The organism is Bradyrhizobium erythrophlei (assembly GCF_042430365.1).
In the GTDB taxonomy this organism is placed as follows: Bacteria; Pseudomonadota; Alphaproteobacteria; order Rhizobiales; family Xanthobacteraceae; genus Bradyrhizobium; species Bradyrhizobium erythrophlei.
The window spans coordinates 24,888-42,271 of record NZ_JBHMET010000006.1; the positions used below are offsets into that span (position 1 = coordinate 24,888).

At 58.3% G+C, this 17,384-nt stretch carries 13 protein-coding genes and 6 pseudogenes; 7 read left to right on the forward strand and 12 right to left on the reverse strand.

All coding sequences use genetic code 11. The features are described from left to right. Positions 1-113: 113 nt before the first annotated feature. From ACFFWD_RS00420 to ACFFWD_RS00430, 3 genes are all read right to left on the reverse strand, one after another. On the reverse strand, positions 114-2,177 hold the full coding sequence (locus tag ACFFWD_RS00420) for a recombinase family protein (RefSeq protein ID WP_376960330.1): 2,064 nt from the start codon (positions 2,175-2,177) through the stop codon (positions 114-116). Between the two features lie 115 nt (positions 2,178-2,292). Next, complete coding sequence (locus tag ACFFWD_RS00425; protein WP_376960332.1) at positions 2,293-2,631, reverse strand: DUF6788 family protein; 339 nt, start codon at positions 2,629-2,631, stop codon at positions 2,293-2,295. 59 nt (positions 2,632-2,690) lie between these two features. After that, positions 2,691-2,999, reverse strand: a complete 309-nt coding sequence (locus tag ACFFWD_RS00430; protein ID WP_376960334.1) for a DUF5372 family protein — start codon at positions 2,997-2,999, stop codon at positions 2,691-2,693. Between ACFFWD_RS00430 and ACFFWD_RS00435 the strand changes: the two genes are divergently transcribed. The 4 genes from ACFFWD_RS00435 to ACFFWD_RS00450 all read left to right on the forward strand — a co-directional run bounded on the left by ACFFWD_RS00435 (position 2,975) and on the right by ACFFWD_RS00450 (position 4,445). Continuing rightward, complete coding sequence (locus tag ACFFWD_RS00435) at positions 2,975-3,379, forward strand: reverse transcriptase domain-containing protein (RefSeq protein ID WP_376960336.1); 405 nt, start codon at positions 2,975-2,977, stop codon at positions 3,377-3,379. The genes ACFFWD_RS00430 and ACFFWD_RS00435 overlap by 25 nt on opposite strands. Then, positions 3,294-3,674: a reverse transcriptase domain-containing protein gene (locus ACFFWD_RS00440; protein ID WP_376960338.1), complete on the forward strand. Its 381-nt coding sequence runs from the start codon at positions 3,294-3,296 to the stop codon at positions 3,672-3,674. Before ACFFWD_RS00435 ends, ACFFWD_RS00440 begins: the two co-directional genes overlap by 86 nt. After that, the gene (locus ACFFWD_RS00445) at positions 3,671-3,925 is read left to right on the forward strand and encodes a hypothetical protein (RefSeq protein ID WP_376960391.1); all 255 of its coding nucleotides are present in this window, start codon (positions 3,671-3,673) and stop codon (positions 3,923-3,925) included. Before ACFFWD_RS00440 ends, ACFFWD_RS00445 begins: the two co-directional genes overlap by 4 nt. 133 nt (positions 3,926-4,058) lie before the next feature. Then, positions 4,059-4,445, forward strand: coding sequence for a hypothetical protein (locus ACFFWD_RS00450; protein WP_376960340.1), 387 nt, complete (start codon positions 4,059-4,061; stop codon positions 4,443-4,445). A 319-nt stretch (positions 4,446-4,764) separates the two neighbouring features. On the opposite strand, the gene ACFFWD_RS00455 is transcribed toward ACFFWD_RS00450, so the two are convergent. Both ACFFWD_RS00455 and ACFFWD_RS00460 read right to left on the reverse strand, forming a co-directional pair. Then, positions 4,765-5,733 carry an NAD-dependent epimerase/dehydratase family protein gene (locus ACFFWD_RS00455; protein WP_376960342.1) on the reverse strand — a complete coding sequence of 323 codons (969 nt, stop codon included), beginning with the start codon at positions 5,731-5,733 and terminating at the stop codon, positions 4,765-4,767. Between the two features lie 181 nt (positions 5,734-5,914). Further along, on the reverse strand, positions 5,915-7,762 hold the full coding sequence (locus ACFFWD_RS00460) for a hypothetical protein (RefSeq protein WP_376960344.1): 1,848 nt from the start codon (positions 7,760-7,762) through the stop codon (positions 5,915-5,917). Between the two features lie 84 nt (positions 7,763-7,846). On the opposite strand from ACFFWD_RS00460, the gene ACFFWD_RS00465 reads away from it, so the two are divergent. From ACFFWD_RS00465 to ACFFWD_RS00475, 3 genes are all read left to right on the forward strand, one after another. Then, the gene (locus ACFFWD_RS00465) at positions 7,847-8,104 is read left to right on the forward strand and encodes a hypothetical protein (RefSeq protein WP_376960346.1); all 258 of its coding nucleotides are present in this window, start codon (positions 7,847-7,849) and stop codon (positions 8,102-8,104) included. Between the two features lie 706 nt (positions 8,105-8,810). After that, the gene (locus ACFFWD_RS00470) at positions 8,811-10,577 is read left to right on the forward strand and encodes a tetratricopeptide repeat protein (protein WP_376960348.1); all 1,767 of its coding nucleotides are present in this window, start codon (positions 8,811-8,813) and stop codon (positions 10,575-10,577) included. A 713-nt stretch (positions 10,578-11,290) separates the two neighbouring features. Continuing rightward, positions 11,291-12,442 carry an MFS transporter gene (locus tag ACFFWD_RS00475; protein ID WP_376960350.1) on the forward strand — a complete coding sequence of 384 codons (1,152 nt, stop codon included), beginning with the start codon at positions 11,291-11,293 and terminating at the stop codon, positions 12,440-12,442. Between the two features lie 24 nt (positions 12,443-12,466). Here ACFFWD_RS00475 and ACFFWD_RS00480 read toward each other — a convergent pair. The 7 genes and pseudogenes from ACFFWD_RS00480 to ACFFWD_RS00510 form a co-directional block, all read right to left on the reverse strand. Further along, positions 12,467-12,640 (reverse strand): annotated as a pseudogene (locus ACFFWD_RS00480) (transposase); the annotation flags it as partial. 79 nt (positions 12,641-12,719) lie between these two features. Then, a pseudogene (locus ACFFWD_RS00485) lies at positions 12,720-13,483 on the reverse strand (ATP-binding protein). Between the two features lie 40 nt (positions 13,484-13,523). Beyond that, positions 13,524-14,714 (reverse strand): annotated as a pseudogene (locus ACFFWD_RS00490) (IS21 family transposase); the annotation flags it as partial. A 184-nt stretch (positions 14,715-14,898) separates the two neighbouring features. Then, positions 14,899-15,363 (reverse strand): annotated as a pseudogene (locus tag ACFFWD_RS00495) (IS91 family transposase); the annotation flags it as partial. A gap of 3 nt (positions 15,364-15,366) precedes the next feature. Continuing rightward, positions 15,367-16,214 (reverse strand): annotated as a pseudogene (locus ACFFWD_RS00500) (tyrosine-type recombinase/integrase); the annotation flags it as partial. A 131-nt stretch (positions 16,215-16,345) separates the two neighbouring features. Beyond that, positions 16,346-16,567, reverse strand: a complete 222-nt coding sequence (locus ACFFWD_RS00505; RefSeq protein ID WP_376960395.1) for a hypothetical protein — start codon at positions 16,565-16,567, stop codon at positions 16,346-16,348. Next, positions 16,564-17,246, reverse strand: a pseudogene (locus tag ACFFWD_RS00510) (IS21 family transposase); the annotation flags it as partial. The gene ACFFWD_RS00505 and the pseudogene ACFFWD_RS00510, both read right to left, overlap by 4 nt. Positions 17,247-17,384: the final 138 nt, after the last annotated feature.

Genomic DNA, 17,384 nt, shown 5'->3' on the forward strand with positions numbered 1-17,384 from the left:
TCCAGTTGCTCGAGGAGACTTACCAGCCGCAACCGTTCAAGCGGGTCGAAATACCCAAGCCGGACGGTGGGATCAGAAAGCTCGGCTTGCCGACGCGCCGGGCATAATACACCTCATACAGTGTGCCTTGGGGATGGTGGGTGAAGATGGCTTGAAGTCGCAACCCATTTTCGGAGACGCCGGTCGACGCAATCGTCGATGGTGATTGCATATGGCGCATTCGGCTTGCGTTGCAGGGCCGAGACTATACCACGTTCGATCCAGTAATGGACGACCCACAGGCTGACGCCAAATCTCTCACAAACCTGGCTGACGTTCAGCGTTCCGGCGGGAAGAGATTGGCCAGTGATACGATGCTTGTAGCGGATCCATCGAATCATGCTGACGGTGAACGGCCTTCCGGTCGAGCTTGTCTGGCCATTGCTTTTGAGTTGCGCGACGATCTCATGATCATCATGTAGTTCCGCCAGCGCGCGGATTTTGGCAACGAACTCATCGGGATAACGAACTGCTTCGGGGCGGTTCGGCCGCTGCCGGACCTCAATTGTCTCAGTAGCCCCACCTTGCCAGCGAATTTGCAATCGCAGCAGCTTGGGCTCTGGACCCTTAGCGACGGTGATGTCGCGTATCAACAGACGGAGCATCCGCTTGCGGTCACGAGCTGAAGTGCTTGAAGCCTTCCACAGTCGGGGAAAGTCCCTGCCAAGCTGCAGTATTTGCTGCCTCTGTTCGGTTGTGATGCTACGCAGGTTCTGGCGCTCAAAATTGGCCAATTCAGTCTCGAGCTCGAGAAGCCGCTCCATTGCATCGTTCCAGCGCTTCTCGAGCGTACTGGTAACCAACCGATTGCTGGGGTCTGCTTCTTCATAGCGTCGTTCTGCCAAGTCACAATCATAACGGGCCCGGTCTATCCTTCGTTGCCATTGCGCAGCAATTGACCTGTCGCGCTCCTCCAAGCTTGTCAGCGCTTGCAACGCCAGTTTAACCGTCAGTGGCGTGACGGCGGTCAACAGGCGCTCTGCAATGGCGTGATCAAGCGGTTTTGATGGCAGAGACATGCAGTGTTGCGGCGCCAGTGCCTCCCGACGCCTCCAGTTGCATTCATAGATCGGGTAAAGACCGCCATTGCCGGCGTAGCGCACATTTAGACGCCGTCCGCAAGCGCCACAAAGCAATAAACCTTGCAGCAAACAAAGTCCCTCTCGAGCGGGTCCGGCGATAACTTCGCTGTTGGTCCTGTTCGCCGCCAAGTGTTCGCGGTTGGTAAAGAATCGATCCCAGGTAATATAACCAGCATGGTGATCGGGAATGACAACACGCCACTCATCTTGTGGCATGCGGCGCAACTGAGTTTGGATCTCACCGGTAGGGCCAACCTGCTTACAAGATTGATATCGGCCAAACACGTAAGTGCCGGCGTAAGAAGGATTGGCAAGGACACCGAGCACGCGTGAATGGGTAAGTCGTCCCCAGATCAGCTTGCCGTCCCAGACGCCGCCATAGGCTCGGCGTGGAAAGACAAGGCCGAGTTCATTGAACCGTTTAACTACGCCGTAGGCGCTGCTCTCTTGTTCAAATAGTTCGAAGACTGTTCGAACCGCGCCTTGCACTTCCTGATCGGGGTCGAGGGTGATCCTATCGCCGTCGAATACCAAACCGACCGGCAGAGGGAAGTGCAATTCACCTTTCTGCGCCTTGTTGAGTTTGCCTCCGTGGAGGCGCGCGCGAATGATGTGCAGCTCTGCCTGAGCAAACGTACCCTTCATGCCAAGCACAAGGCTGTCGTTGAAGTCCGCCGGATTGTAGCAGCCATCGCCGTCGAACACCAATGTGCGTGTCACCGCGCACAGCTCCAGCAAGCGATGCCAATCCTTGTTCGAGCGGGCCAGGCGCGAGGCTTCCAGAGAGAAGATCGCGCCGACTTGGCCCATCGCCACATCGCTGACCAGCGTCTTGAAGTCGTCGCGATTGGTCGCCTGCTCGCCGGAGTGACCGAGATCCCGGTCGAGGATCCGGATCTGCTCCGGAGTCCACCCGAGCGACCTCGCTTGGTCCGCTAAGTTGTACTGGCGCTCTGTGCTCTCTTGATTGAAGCGGACTTGCCCCATCGTCGACTGACGGATGTAGATGCAGGCCTGCCGCGCCAGATGATGATCGGCAATCTTGGGATTGATCATGATCGGGTCCTTCCACATCGGGCGGCGGAGCGCCTGCAGCGAGATAGGAGTCGATCATGTTGGCGATGATGGCGCCCGCCTCGGTAAAGTCGAGGGCTGCGACCGCCGGATCCATCTAATCGAGACTTTCGCGGCGACGCAGAAGCTCGGCATTGATCGCGCAAATCTCGTTGAGCATCTCCTGGAGCTTGCGGTAGTTGGCGAGAAACTCGGCCACCTGAGGATACGCGCCATTCGGCACATAGCCGAGCCGCGGGCGTTCGCCGGTTCGAGCGATTGTGGACAGGTAACGCTTGGGGCCGTGTCCCGGTCCGTCGACGCAGTGGCAGCTGGGTCGGCCGCAGCGCTTGTAGGTCTCGATGAGCGACCCGCGCACAATCTGCTCGATCGGCGGCAGGGCACGCAAGAGCTGGTGGCGGCGCTTTCGCAGGGCCGCGGAAGAAGGCTTCTTCATTTGCGGACCGAATCGAATTGATGTCCGAGTGATTCAGAAGCTGAGTCATTGGTCAAGCCTCATTTCTTGTGCTTCAACGAAGAGGCGAATTCGGCGAGCGCAAGCAGACCAAGGGCGTCGATGAGCAACGGCTGCTGGCCATTGATAGGCTCGCTCCGAGCACCGGGAAGCGCCCAGTCCGTCCAGTCGCGTGGGACAGCAAGCGATCCGATCTCGGCGTGGCGCAGGCTCAAAGTCTCGACGCCAGAGACCTTTCTGACCTTGAGGACAGCAAATCGCTGACCACGAAGTACATGGAAGGGATGGGTTATCTCAGCCGAACCCAAATCCTGACGGGGCTGAAGTGCAGTTCGACGTAACCGTGCCATGCGTCGTTGACCGACTGATCCGGCAAGCTTTGCTGCAAGTTCTCCAAGAGCGGTGGGACCCGACGTTCTCTGAGTACAGTTACGGCTTCCGACCGGAGCGCTCCGCTCATCAAGCGGTGGCCCAGGCGCAGCAGTATATCGCTGAGGGCTACAACGTCGTGATTGATCTCGATCTCGAAAAGCTTTTCGACCAGGTCAACCATGACAGCTTGAGGGCTCGCGTCGCCAAACGGGTGACCGACAAACGCGTGCTCAAACTCATCAGGGCCTTTCTCAAGGCCGGGGTGATGGACGATGGTTTGGTCCGACCGGTGGAGAACTCCGCAAGGCGGTCCGCTTTCGTCCCTCTTAAGCAACCTCGTGCTCGACGACCTCGATAAGGAGTTGGCCCAACGCGCTCACCGTTTTTGCCGTTACGCTGATGACTGCAACATCTATGTTCGCAGCTTCCGCGCCGGCGCTCGGGTCATGACTTCGGTGATCCGGTTCCTGACCCAGAAGCTGCGGCTGAAGGTCAACGAGGCGAAAGCGCGGTGGCGCGCCCGGAGGAGCGCAAGTTCCTGGGATTCAGCATCTCGAACGACGGAGGCGAGCGGCGCATCGCGCCAAAGGCCCTCGATGCATTCAAGGCGCGGATTCGGGACATCACCAGCCGGACACGCGGGGTCAGTCTGACGCGGTTGGTCGAAGATTTAAGACCATACCTCATCGGCTGGCGCGGATACTTCGGCTTCTGCCAGACTCCCCTAGAGTGCTCACGAATCTGGAAGCATGGATCCCCGAAGATTACGCATGTATCTTTGGCGGCAATGGCGGAACGGGTACAATCGCTTCAAGGAACTGCGCCGTCGTGGCGTGTCAACGATCCAAGCGGCGACCGCCGCCAGTTCATCGACGGGCCCTGGCGCATGTCAGCACACCGGTGATCCAGAAAGCCCTGCGCAACCACGTATTCGATCAACTCGGGCTTCCCCGGCTCTACATTCCCGCCAAAGCTTAACTCAATCGAACCGCCGTGGTACGGACCCGTATGCCCGGTGGTGTGGGAGGGGCGGTGTCATGAGCCCCCCTATCCCGATCAATGGCGCGCGATTTCATTTCGGAAGGATGAGCGATTTCGAGCGGAATCAGCGCTCGTACGGCCTGAGCTTTGCGACGGCTGCTTCCTTGACTACAGATGGCACGCAGGTAGGTCTGCGTCGTTTCGATCAACTCTTGACCGAGCCACAGCGCAATTACGAAGCAATCGACGCTTGCTTGCAGCAGCTCCATCGCAGCGGTGTGCTTGAGCACGTGCGGCGATACCCCTTGGACACCAATGACGAACAGCTCTCGCCGGCGACACGCACATGCTTGGCCAGAAACGGCTCGACGCTGTCGGCGCTAAGCCAACCAGCGTGCATATTGGAGAACTACGCGTTTGCCCGTGGCGCGCCGGTTCCTTGAGCCATGCCTGGAGGGGGCCTCGCACATGCGCGCCGGCGCTGAGGTGGACAGGATCCCTGTCGAGGCTGATCAGCTCGGATAGGCGCAAGCCGGCTCGGCCGCGGCCAGCAGCAAGATATAATAACGACACGTCCGAGGATCTGGGGCGACGAGCATCGCCTCGATCTCGAGTCGCGTCAGGGAATGCACCTGACGCTTGTCGTGACGCTTGCTTGGTATCGCCAAGACTCGCCGGATCAGAGCGCTGTGCGGATTCACGCCGGACACAAGGTTGCAGTGGCCAAGTTGCAAACCCACGTACGCCTGCCTACTACACAGCTTACGACGACTGCAAAAATCCGTTGTAGGCTTCAAATATGATATCCATATCACTTCTCGATGGCGTCCAGCCCAAACATTTAGTCGTGCCCTCCGTGTCGAGAACATAGTCAATATTCGCAATGGCAAACTGCTCTGGATAAAGCAGTGTCAAGGCCGCTCTATCAAGCAATGAAAGTGTAGGCTGCAGCATAACTGCCGGTATAGGAAGAAGGATTGATCTTGAGCCGGCTCGCCGGATCAATTCTCGGAGAAGCTCTCTGACAGTAGGCGGTTCATGGGAGCCGAGATGAAATGGACCAAGGGGGCAATTTCTTTCTACGGCCGCCAGCGCGGCGGCGACGCAATCCTCAACGGCGATCATTTGATAACGGTTTTTGCCAGCGCCTATTAGGGGAATGGGCAGTCCCGCTCTAATCAGTCGAAAGAGCTTCTTCAATATTCCAAGGCGCCCGGCACCAGTGATAAGTCTTGGACGAAATATGGTTGCATGGAGGCCGAACTCCCTACAGGCTTGTATCAGAAGCCGCTCCGCTCCGACCTTGCTCCTACCATACGGTCCGATCGGAAGTTGCATATCGGTCGTATTGACCGGTGTGTGATCGGGCTTTCCGTAGGTCATGTCGGTGGAAAAAAAAACAAGTCGCTGCGTGGAGCCCGCTGAAATTGCCTCCAGCAGACAGCGGGTGCCATTCACGTTAACGTCAGCAAACCATTCGTCTCGATTTCTATGAGGCACACCACGGTGGAACTGACGTGCTGCAAGATGATAGACCACATCATCACGCCCAAGATGAAGCTTCCTGAGGTCTCGATGCTGACGCACGTCACCCCTCACGAAATCTATTGAGTTCTTGGTTGCTAGTGGCTCCTCGACATCAAATACGATAATCTTCTCTCCCCGGCGGGCGAGAGCGGATACCATGTACGTTCCAGTGAAGCCAGCCCCTCCGGTGATGACGTGTCGCATCGGGGCTACACCGTTCGACCAAATAAGATTACCCGACGTAAATCAGTCCTATGCCAATGAGTATCGCAAGAGGTATTGCTTCGCCGAGTGGAAGGAAATTGAGTACGACTGTGACTACCATATCCAAATGATTGTGCGGCCATGTGGACAAGGATATCGCCCACGAGGATCACAGCTTTCACTATTGGCTCCATTTCTGGCTATGCGGCCGTTCTCGCCGGGCTTCACGGCAGGATTGCTCTGCCAGCGCGGGGGGGCGTACGGGCTTCAACAAAAACTGCCTGTAAGCATTCGGAAAGTCCCCGTCGTTGACGGGGGTTTCGAACGTAGCGGCGATGACGTAGTCCGCATGCCCGGCTCCAAAGGAGGCGATGACACCGGCTTGGTCAAGATGACGCGGGCCATCCGGCTCGATCAGCAGCCACGCTTTGGCCAGATCGGCGCAGTTCTCAAGTCCGAGCGCTTTCACCGCGGCCGCGTTAGTGCCGAGATATCCCCTGAGCACCAATTGTGCATCGAACGTTCCCTCCACCGGCACGCCACCGCTGGCAGTCCCGATCAGCCATGGTAGACCGAGCGCTCGCGTCTCGAGCACATACAGCAGGCCCGGCGAGCGGCCAGAGAGATCGACCACCGGGGTACCTACTTCTAGGCCGGCCGCACGAGCCTGGGCTCTGGCCGTGGCCAGATAGTCGTGGAAGGGTTGCGAGAGCACCAATTTTCCACTACCCGGCAGGGGCGTGACAGCGGTATAAGCGCGCACATCTTTCACCTGACGCCACGGCTTGAGGATGCCAGCATTGACCGCTGATGCAGTGAGCAACTGTGCCAGCACCGTCAGGGGCAGCAGGGTGGCGACGCTGCGTCCCTGTTGCCCAAGAGGGCTCAGGAAGGCAACGACCGCGAGCATCCAGAACAAGGCGGCTTTCGAACCGAGGGTCCAGTAGTTGCCAGTGGTGCCCAATGCGTACAGGTGTGGCAGGACCAAAAAGGTTAGCGCTAGAGCGATGCCGGTGGGAGCCTGGGTGCGCAGAACCAATCCCTCACGGTAGAACATCGCGCCAAAGCATGTGAAGGCCGGCACCAGGAACAGGGTCGAGGGCTTGATGCTGATCGGATCGGTCCCCAGCAGCGCAATCGCTATTGTTATGATCAACACCGCAGCGAGAACCAGCGATGGGAGCAACTTGTGGGTAGCCCCCAAGAGAATGCTGAGCAGAAGGGCTGTCGCCATTAAGACAGCGATAGCGAGTTGCAAGCGACTGGTGGCGGGCCAGTCGATCCGATACATGAGAGACACCTCGTGCCCGGCACCCAGCAGGGTTTCCACCTCAACGTTGTTGACCATACGGGTCACCAGCCCGGTGATGCCGCCGTCAATCAAGGAGGCGGTAACGATCAGTAGAGCGAGGGCGACCAGCGCCGCGCCAAACATGGGCAGCAACGACTTTCGGCGCAAAACGACCACATAGAGCATAACGACGAGGGCAATGGCCGCAGCCGTGGTCGGCTTGGCCATGAAGCAGCACCAGCCGCCAACGCCGACCAGGATCCACCCCAAGACCTGGTGGATTCGCCCTGGCCGGTCGGCTAGCAGCAAACCGATCATCACCATAAAGAGCGATTGAACGTTCAGCGAGTTGTAGTTGGGGGTGAACACCCAGAAGTAAGAGCCGGACAATGCCAAGCTGGCCATCCCTGCCGATAGCACCGCTGCCTGCGGCTTGCCTACTGTCCAGAGGCGACGGATCGTGAGGAAGCTGACAATCCAGCCCAACGCCATGGTGAGCGTGACATTCGCGATGCGAAGCACTGCGATGTCGCCACCGGCCCATTGATATGGCCAGTGATAGACGAAGCCGAAAAGGGACGGCGGAATATTGATTGCGTAGGGGAATGGGTTCGCGATGAAGTTGAGGTATAAACCTTCGTCGCTGAGATCGAGACCGTAACTGCTGTAGTATAGCTGCCAACTCAAAAGGATCGCTGTGGTAACGGCGGACAGAGTCAGCAAAGTGCGATCCAGCAAGACTGACAACGTCCTTCCGTTGGCAAAGTGGTTATCTCTTGGCATAAGCCCTTCCGGCCAATCTCGTAGAGGAGGCCCATCCGAATGGATATCAGCCTGGAGGACCTTCTAGCTGAGCTGAGCTCCTGCAATCTCCTCCCAAAATTGGTAGAGTCCATCCACTCGCAGGGAGATGGATATGCAGCCGAGCCGGGTACGGAAAAGCAGATCGTCGGTAATCTTGCGGGAGCAAAAAGCCGGGGACGAAGAAAGGCCTACGTGTGTGTAGCAAACATGGGATCAGCAACGCAAACAAATGGAAGATCCAAGTACGGCGGCCTGGAAGTTTCCGGTGTCAGGTGACTGAAGGCACGAACACGAAGCTGAAGAAGTTGAACGCATGTGCTCTCCCAGGAGCGGCCCTCCGCCGCGGGCTACTAGTTCTACGGGGCATTGCCGTGACGCCGAAATCAGCGTCGAGTTCCCGGCCTAAATAAAGCCGCCGAAGCGCAACTCGACTTCCCAAAGAAGCCTTACTGGATCTTCGCAAGTCCCGCATCCGAAACGGCTATCCCCGCCATGTGAGTGATAAGCAATTGAACTTCGTCGCTTTCTTACGGGTGGGCGGGCCACGGAAGAATTCCGCGCGCAATCGTTCGGCATTGCAACGCACGGCACCTAGCGAGCCTCTGACCGTTCAACATAGATGGCGCCGTGACGACAATCTCGTAGTGACAGCGGCGAGTCTTTACACCCTGAGACTTGCTAATTTCCTTAGCAGCTACTGTGAAGGAATTTCGCTGTGGACTAGCGCTGCGAATCTCTATGGTCAATCCTGCATGACTGACCGAGCGTTCGCCGAGTTACTCATGCATGTAGAGGAAGCAAAGCGCGATGAAAAAGAAGATTGCTGAAATCAGGACGACTATCCGCACGACCACTCTGTACAAAGGTACGGTCTAAGCTGGTCGACGGGTAGCCCTGGATATCTTGTGACAGGCACAGCGGAATGAGCATCGGAGGATGGTCCTTCAATCGCCCGCCTTTGTGACAGGTTCAGGAGAGTAACATGGTTGATTTGATCCAGCTGCGCATTGCTCCGGCTATCTCAACATCTGTCGACGCCAGTCCGATCACGATTTTGACGGCAGAACTAGGCATGGCGCCGGTGCCGACGATCAAATTGGCGCTCTCCAACTCTACGTCAGTCCTATCCATCACAGACGGCGACTGGCGCGCCGGCGGCTACCTCGCAGGTCTGCAAGAAGTTATCGACACCGAACTGAGATGGGCTACGGACAACAAGCCACAACTGGTCGAAGCGGCACAGCAATCCTTAAAGCCGCTGATCCCTCTCATGGTCAGCGACGCCTTTACCATCCCGAAGGATCTCACCAACACATCGACCAAAGAGGAGCGCACACGCTTCTACCATCACGAATATCAAAGCAAGCTGCTAGTCGGATTAGCGGAATTTCTGATCGGATGCGCTCGGGAACGGAACGAAAGGCACGTAGCCGTTATCGATCGGGCGCCTGCCCTGTTCAATTCGACCAAGAATCTCGTCAAACTTCTCGTCAGGTTGGAAAACGGTGCGAGTCTGTTTCGATTTATCGTGATCGACTATGAACAATGTCTTTATTCTCCTGATGCCAATGAATTGTACTTCGACAGATACAGTCCGCACGAACTAGCGCCGATCTTTAGTCGGGATATCGCTCTGGAGAAGCAACGACAGATCTTTGAGGCGAGTGGCGGAAATCCGCTGATCGCGGAGGCTTTGAGCAAATGTGAGGCGGCCGGATTACCGGTTGGCTATCTCGACCCAATAGCGATTGTGGACCTCTATTTAGCCAGCCTCACCGGCGGTGAACGGCGCAGTCTTCTGAAACCATATATCGAGTCCAATCGTACGACGCCTGATCTGATCGCGCAGCGCAACTATGCAGTTTTCGAGCACGCGACTGCAGATCATCTGCACGAGCAGTTACATCGCGGATGCCTGGATCGATATCTCGCCGGCGAGGCACCGCTCGTCATACTTCGTGCGCCCTCTGCTCGGGACAAATACAAGCGGCAGGAGTTACTCGCCGAGCCGAGTGAGATCCTGCAAAGCATCGGACTGTATGACTTATGGTTTAGCTATTCGGGGAGATTTTTGCCGACCCGGCGCTCGGCGCCTTGGATCGGGAGATTGTGTGAGGCTATCGCCTACGATCCCTACTATGGAGAATATCAGAACGACTTGGGGAACCTGCTTTCAAAAGTACCTAGCTGTGAAGCCGAGGCTCTAGAGGCATCTGCCCGTGCGATTGAGCTTTGCCCGCCCTACTATGAAGCCCATCTCAACAGGGCAACATTACGCGCCAGAATGGGCAACGCCGCTGGCGCCCTGAGCGACCTCGACAGAGCACTCACAATCAAGCCGAACGAATGGCGAGCTCACTTCGGGAAGGGCAACATTCTGATGGGGCAAAACAAGGTGAAAGCTGCGCTACAATCCTATCTCTCCGCGTCCGAGATCAACTCCCAAAGCGCCGATTTGCAAAGCAATCTCGGCCTCGCTTATTCCGAGCTTGGCAATGGTAGCGAGAGCATTGCGTACTATCGTCGGGCACTTGACCTCAATCCCTGGCACGCGCTCATGCACAACAATCCGGCCACTGAGTATTTTAAGGCGGGCGAGCGAGATAGGTCGCTTCACCATGCCACAGCCGCGGCCGAGATCGGTAGGGACCCGGACTATGGCCCTACCCTCGAACATATCCAGATGAGTGTGCAAGCTGATCTTGGTCCCCAACGAAGGAGACAGCCTGCGTCTTACCCAAGCCCATGAGCCAGGTTCCAAGCGAGCCGGCGCTGGCTCGCTCTCCAACTTAGCGGCCGCGCGATACGGCATGTCAGGGAATGAGGGGTTACAACTTTGAAGTTCAGTGAAGTTGCCAGGCGCGCTCCGTCCGAAGCGCTAAAGCACTGCGTTTTCACTTGCGATCGGGTTGACGACATTGGGGTTCCTGCCAACGTATGCCGTGTTTTCTTGCAAGGGGATGCACACCAAATTGAGGGCGATATCGGGCTGTCGCTTGGTTGCGAGAACGTTTATCGCGCCCCAAACGGGGTCGCTGTTACCCCACCGCTGATCGATGTGCGTGTTCCGGACAGTCGTCGTTGGTATGACGTCATCGACGGCACAACTTGGCGCGAGCTGAGCGAGCCAGCGTTCGGAATCGGCGCATTGTTGGGCAGGCTAGTAAGAGCTGCAGTTGTTCTACTGACCACCGACAAGACGATTTCTACGTCCAGACAGGCTGGTTACCTTTACTTCAATCCCCTTCTTCTTGAACCCGGGCCAGCCAGAGTATCTCAATCTCGTCAACCGCCCCGGAGGTACGTATCTGATCCTCAGGGCTTTATCGTACCGATATCTCGCGGGACATGGCACCACGGCATTTTCTCGTTTGCGAACCCGACCGCAATCAAACTTGCCCGACTCAATGACGCTTCGCTGGGCATCGTCTAGCGATGAGCATAACGAGCACACGACAACTCATGTATCTGTCGTTTCTTATCATTCAGATCGGTAGTTGGGCATTCAGAGTCGGCATCCTGATTGGCCTCCTTCAATCCAATATGAGTGCGGCGGGCGTTGGAGTTGCGGTCATTTTTGCTCCTATCACGCTCGGCAGCCTCTTCTTGTCCCCCCTGGTCGACAGAGACGATCCGCTGACGGTCATGATGATCGTTAATGCCATTCGCGTTTGTGCGCTCCTTTCCATCTTTTGTTCGATAGAGATTAACTCCTTTTCGACCTACGTTTCCATCGTCGTCTTGAGCTTAGTCCAACCCATCTACTTGTCGGCCCAAGTCTCTTACTTCCGGCGCATCACACCAGAAGACGGCATGATCTCCGTGTTAGGCAATATTACCAATATCGAGTGGCTCACATATCTACTGGGAATGTTTGCAGCTGCCATGCTCGTGGGGCCATTGCGCTTGCCCGGAGTCCTAGCGCTCAACATAACGGCGGCATTGGTTTCGCTGATAGTGCTCTTTGTTATCAGGCAACATTCGAGGAAAGCGGCAGGTACATTCGGAAAGCCTCCTTCCGGTACTATCCTAGATTTGACGCCCCTCTACCCCGCCCTTTTTGCAGTTTTTCTTCTTAATTTGGGCGCTGGAATCATCAACATCTATCCTGCAATACGTGCAACGGCTGGAGGAGGTCTTGACAGACGGGTCCTCTTGGCAATTGTAATGACGAATGGCGTTTTCGGCCTTTTGGGCGCGTTATCCGTTAAGCCAATCTTCGAGTGGTTAGGCGCCCTGCCCACGATAGCCGGCGCAGCGGCACTAACGTCGGCATCCTTGGTAGCCATGTCACTCGATGCTAGCCTGGCACTGGTAGTCGCTTCCAGCAGCGCGATGCTCGGCCTGAGCCAAATATTTGCGGTTTCCGCTCACACGTACATGGTTTCGTCGGTGGCACCGGATCGGGCTGGCCGCCTCTCCGGCCTGTTTCAAAGTTGCACCTACGGCGGCTTCGCAGGCAACGGAATTCTCTTCTCGATTCTGGGTGATGAACTCTCTTTCGGGCTGATCGTGCTGATGTGTGCGGGTAGCGCATTTCTCGGCTTCGGCGTCGCCACCTTTGCCATATCGCGATCCACGCACTGCCAAATATCACGTACTATCGAGCGATAGATCCGAGATCAGCCACATGCCACGGACATGGACGAGGAAACGCCGGATGAGCTCGCCGGCGTCGAGCGTTATCACCTTTTGCCGGTTGTCGTTGCGATAGTCCTTGCACCGGAAGCGTACCTTGCCATCCTCGATATCGACGATCCGGTTGTTGGCGATTGCCACCCGGTGTGTGTAGCGTCCGACATATTCCAGAACCCCCGGGCGGTCAGTTCAAATTCCCCCAGGAGTGGTCGGTCAAACTCCCCCACCCGTGAAGCAGGACACGGATGGATTGTTAGTTTGACCTTGTTTCAAGGGCAGGGGTTTCAGCGGCCTGCTTGAGGCGATAGCTGCGACCATCGAACTCGAGCAGATGGCGATGGTGCATCAGGCGATCGAGTATCGTAATGCTCATGGTGTTGTCGCCGCGGTATGTTCCCCGTGCCTTGCGCGACACGATTGGAGGTGACGATAACGCTGCGGCGCCGCAATTTGTAGCGCTGATGGATCAGGGTCTGCAGCAAAGCTGCCGGCGTCGTCGGGGATGGTACGGGAGAGGAACAGATCGCCCAGTACGAGGAGGTCGCAGTCGATGATGTTTCGCAGCCGGACCTCACGCTGCGCGAGGGGCTCAGTAGCGATGGAAGAAGTCATCGGTCTCGATATACTGGATCTTGTGGCCCTGCAGGGTCGCCTGATAGGCAATCGCCTTGGCGATGTGCGATTTCCCGGTACCGGGTTTGCCAACGAGCAGTGCGTTCTCGCCGGCGGCCATGAAGCCAGCGTTTGGAGCTGGAAGCAGCTCTGGCGCGGCAGTTTTGGATTGAACGATCAGTCGAACTCGGCGAGCGTCAGCCTTTCTTCGAGCCCGGATTGCTGGTACCGGCGCTCGATGAGGCGGGACTGACGACGATCCAGTTCGTCCTGCAGGATCAAGGAGAAGGTCTCGAGAAAGGGCCGGTTGCTGCCCTGCGCCTGCAGCACGCGCGTCTGCAGCGTGTCGCGGACGCCCAACAGGCGCCGTTGGCGCAAGCAGCGTTCGATTTCCGGCATGGTCATTGTCATGTGGTTGGGTCTCCGGTTGGGGGGAAGCAGCGGGAGCGCTCGTGGCGTCGGAGCTGGTGTCGCTCCGCAGGCCATCGTTGCCGGCCCCGTGCCGCACAGCGCAGCTGAAGAATTCGCCATATTCCGCAGCGGCACGGATCAGCGGATGATGCTGCATAAGCTGCAGTGCAAGCTGTGGCGCCCCTTCAATCCGCTCGAGCGCCTGTTCGAACAACCGCTCGACGGTCGCGCGCACGTGCTTGTAACGGTAGATGCGGTTGCTGATGGCGTGCGCGCAGGCCTGTTCGACCAGCCGGGCAGGATACTTCCGGCTCAGTCCGACAATGCCCCGCATCGCGCGCTGGCCAACCCGGCCTTCGGTATCGAACATCTGCTGGCACAGTGCCTTGGTCTGCGGGCCGATGCGGCCGGCGCTCGACAGCAGGACGGCGGTCTGCCGTAACGGATTGAACGGCGTTCGTTGTTCGGCAGGACGACCGAACGGGGGTGCGCCATCCGGGAATGAACGCGCAGCAATGCATGGGTGCGGCGGTCACGGATCTCGATCGTCGAGGTGTAGATCCGCACCACCATCTGGCTGCCAATGGGCGCGAGCCGCGCGGCGTAATAGCTGCTATCGACATGAACGGTGGTATCGTCACAGACGGTCCGGACAACTTCGGTGAAGGTGCGGAAGGCAGCCACGGGCAACGGCCGCAGGTGCGGCTTCTTCTCCTGGAACATCGCGCGGGTCAATCACGAACAGGCGTGGGCGGCGGTACCGGCCGCTCTTCGGATCAACCGTCAGCGCGCCCTCGCCATAGTCGACCTAGGCCTCCTCGCCAGGCAGGAACTCAAGACGATCAAACTGCCGAGGATCGCTCTGCCGCAGCGTGCGGACAAACCGCGTGACGCTTTCATAGCTGGGCAGAAAGCCAAATTGATCGACAAGGTCCTGATAAATCGCTTGCGCGTTCCGCTTCAGGCGGACCTGCTGTTCGATCCACGCCCGATGCGGTTCGCAGGCCGAGCGGGCCAAGCCGTTGGTGACCGACGTTGCCGACGCCTCAACAACAGGTGGTCGGGCTGGGGGAATTTGGCTTTCCCCGCCCTTCGAGCCGGTGGTCACTTCCCCGGGGGAGTTTGCCTCCCCCGCGGCCAGCAGCGCTCGGTACCGGCGGATCGTCTTCCGATCCACCCCCGTCAGTCTTTGGATCTCGCGCTGGCTGGTCTTGCGATCAAGTAACGTAAATATCGTGCTTTGCAGGTGTGGCTTCAAGACGTTCAACTCCCCATCCCCTTCCTGGTTGAAGGGACGAAAATAAACGTCCTGCTTGACCGGCCGCCGCTGATCAGCGCCGCCGCCGGCGATCATCAGATGGGGAGGTTTCAGGTGATCATGCCTGAGGAATTTGACCGACCGACGGGGCCAGAACCTGCTCAGCGCCCGCGAAGGGTGGCTTGGCATATACCCAGTTGACCTGGCGGGCGGAATCTAGGTAGCGCCGGAATGCGACGAGATCGCGCAGCCGTTCCAATGACGAAAAGAATCGCAACTCACCGGCATCGAATGCCCTTTGCAGGCCTTCGAGAAATAATCGCCGGAAGAGTCGGGAGAGCACGACGACTGGTAGGAAGAAGCCGGGAGGGCACGCGATCCAGCGGCTCCCGTCCGGCGAAAGCCCGCCGCCGGGCACGACGCAGTGGAGATGGGGATGATGGCTAAGATTCTGCCCCTAGGTGTGAAGCACCGGGAAAAACCTGATCTCCGCGCCGAGGTATCGCCGATCGGCAGCGATGGTGCGCAACGTCTCGGCGGCCGCGTGGAACAGGATCTTGTAGACCGTGCTGGCATTCTGGAAGGCAATCGCGGCGATCTCGTCGGGAACGGTGAAATTGGGGATCGGACGCGGCAGCAGTTCAAGCGGGCTCGTCGCTGCGCAAACCATGTTGGTGGCGATCCGCAGATATTGAGCGGTCGTTGACAGGCTGCGATGGCCGAGCAGGAGCTGGATGGTGCGGAGATCGGTTCCAGCTTCGAGCAGGTGCACCGCAAATGCGTGCCGCAGGGAATGCGGTGTTACCGGCTTGGAGAGTTTCGACATCCGATGTGCCTGGCGGCAGGTGGCATCCACGGCGCTTGTCGATATCGGTTCTCCAGCAACGGCGCCGGGAAACATCCATGCCCCGGTTGGTCGCACGGCGCGCCAATAGTCCGTCAGCACCTCCAACAACCTGGCCGACAGCATGACGTAGCGGTCTTTCTGTCCCTTGCCTTGCTCGACGCGCAGCACCATGCGCTGGCGATCGATAGCCTCAGGCTTCAGCCGGGTCGCCTCGGAAATACTTAGGCCGGCAGCATAGCATGTCGTCAGGATCGCCTGGTGTTTGAAGCTCTCGATGCAGCCAAGGAAGTGCAGCACCTCCTCGAGGCTGAGAATGACGGCCAGTGTCTTTGGCGCCTTTGGGCACGGAATGATCCGGTCGAAATCCCAATCGAGGCCGAGCGTGACGCGGTAGAGAAATCGAAGCGCTGCGACGGTCACTTGCACCGAGCGTGGCGCCAGCTTCTTCTCGTTCGTCAAATAGACCTGGTAGGCGTGGATATCCTCCGGGCCGAGCAAAGCTGGCGATTTAGCGAAATGCCGGGCGAACTGCGAAACCTGCAGCAAATACGAATCCTGCTGGTGTCGCGACAGGTTGCGGACCTGCATTCTTCCATCATGCGTAACCGAAGCGAGGTCATAGCGTACTCCTTGACAAGAGGGACGCTGCGCGCGGGCAGCAACACCATCTTGTAGGGGCACGCTTCTGAAATCGGGTGGATTACGTCGCCGTGCGGGTGGTGCTGGGGTCAGTCAGAGACACGGGCTGGCTTCAAGGGGGATACGCCGCGTTCAACGCGGATACCCTCCCGCGGAGCGGGTTCGTCCAATACCCGGCCGGAATAAATCGGTATCCGCAGAAACGGGCAGCGGGCCAGCCTTCCTTATCGGCCTGTTCGGCAAATTTGGGCCATATGAGCTTGATGGCAAGAAGACGCAGTTCGTTGAGAAGGATGCCAAGCTTGGCGGTATCGATGGTGCTGTTCGCCTTCATGCTGCGTCTCCCATGGTCAGGCCGGCACCGATCAGGGCTTCATAGACATTGAGCGGCACGAGGCGGATCTCGACGTTCGGCAGTGCGGCGGGATCGGGCGCGAAGTGGGCCCGCAAACCGGCCATGTCCGGCAAATGCCCGGTCTCCAGAGCGGTGGAAAGCTTGTCGGCCAGTTCGCTCTCGCAGCCGCCCTCATGGGCGAGCGCGAGCAGATCGGCCATGACGCGGCAGGCCTGACGCTCCGGCAGGCGCATCAGGAGCGTGTCGAAGATTCGCCGGTAAGCGTCGCGTGGAAACAGCTGATTGCGATAGACGAGGCTGAGCAGCGCCATCGCCTTCCTGCGAAGCGAATGGATGACATTGCGATAGTCAACCACCTGGTCGTGCTTGCCGGAAGCATGAGGGCGTCCCCGCGTCAGGGTCATGAGCGGGGTGCCACCGATGAACAGGTCCAGCCGGTCGTCGAACAGGCGCACTCGGAGCCGATGGCCGATCAGGCGCGCGAGGGCACGGTGTAGAACACCTTGAGCAGCGTGAAGCCGCCCGAGGAGGTGACGGGGACGCCGACTTCCTCGTAATCCGAGGTGCGCTGGCCCGGCAGGGGCTGCAGTTCGGCGCGTTCGAGGTCGATGCGCTTGGCATTGCGGACGTTGCGGCGGCTGACGATCTCGTCGATGAAATGGACTCTGTGGGCATCAGTAAGAGCACAAGCTGATCTCTCCGCCCCGCCGCGGCGATCTTGCTTCTCCGTGCCGACACTTCGCAGAGTTATTGGCGCAGCCGTCCGGCTCGTATCATTCTGACCGAACGTCGGCAA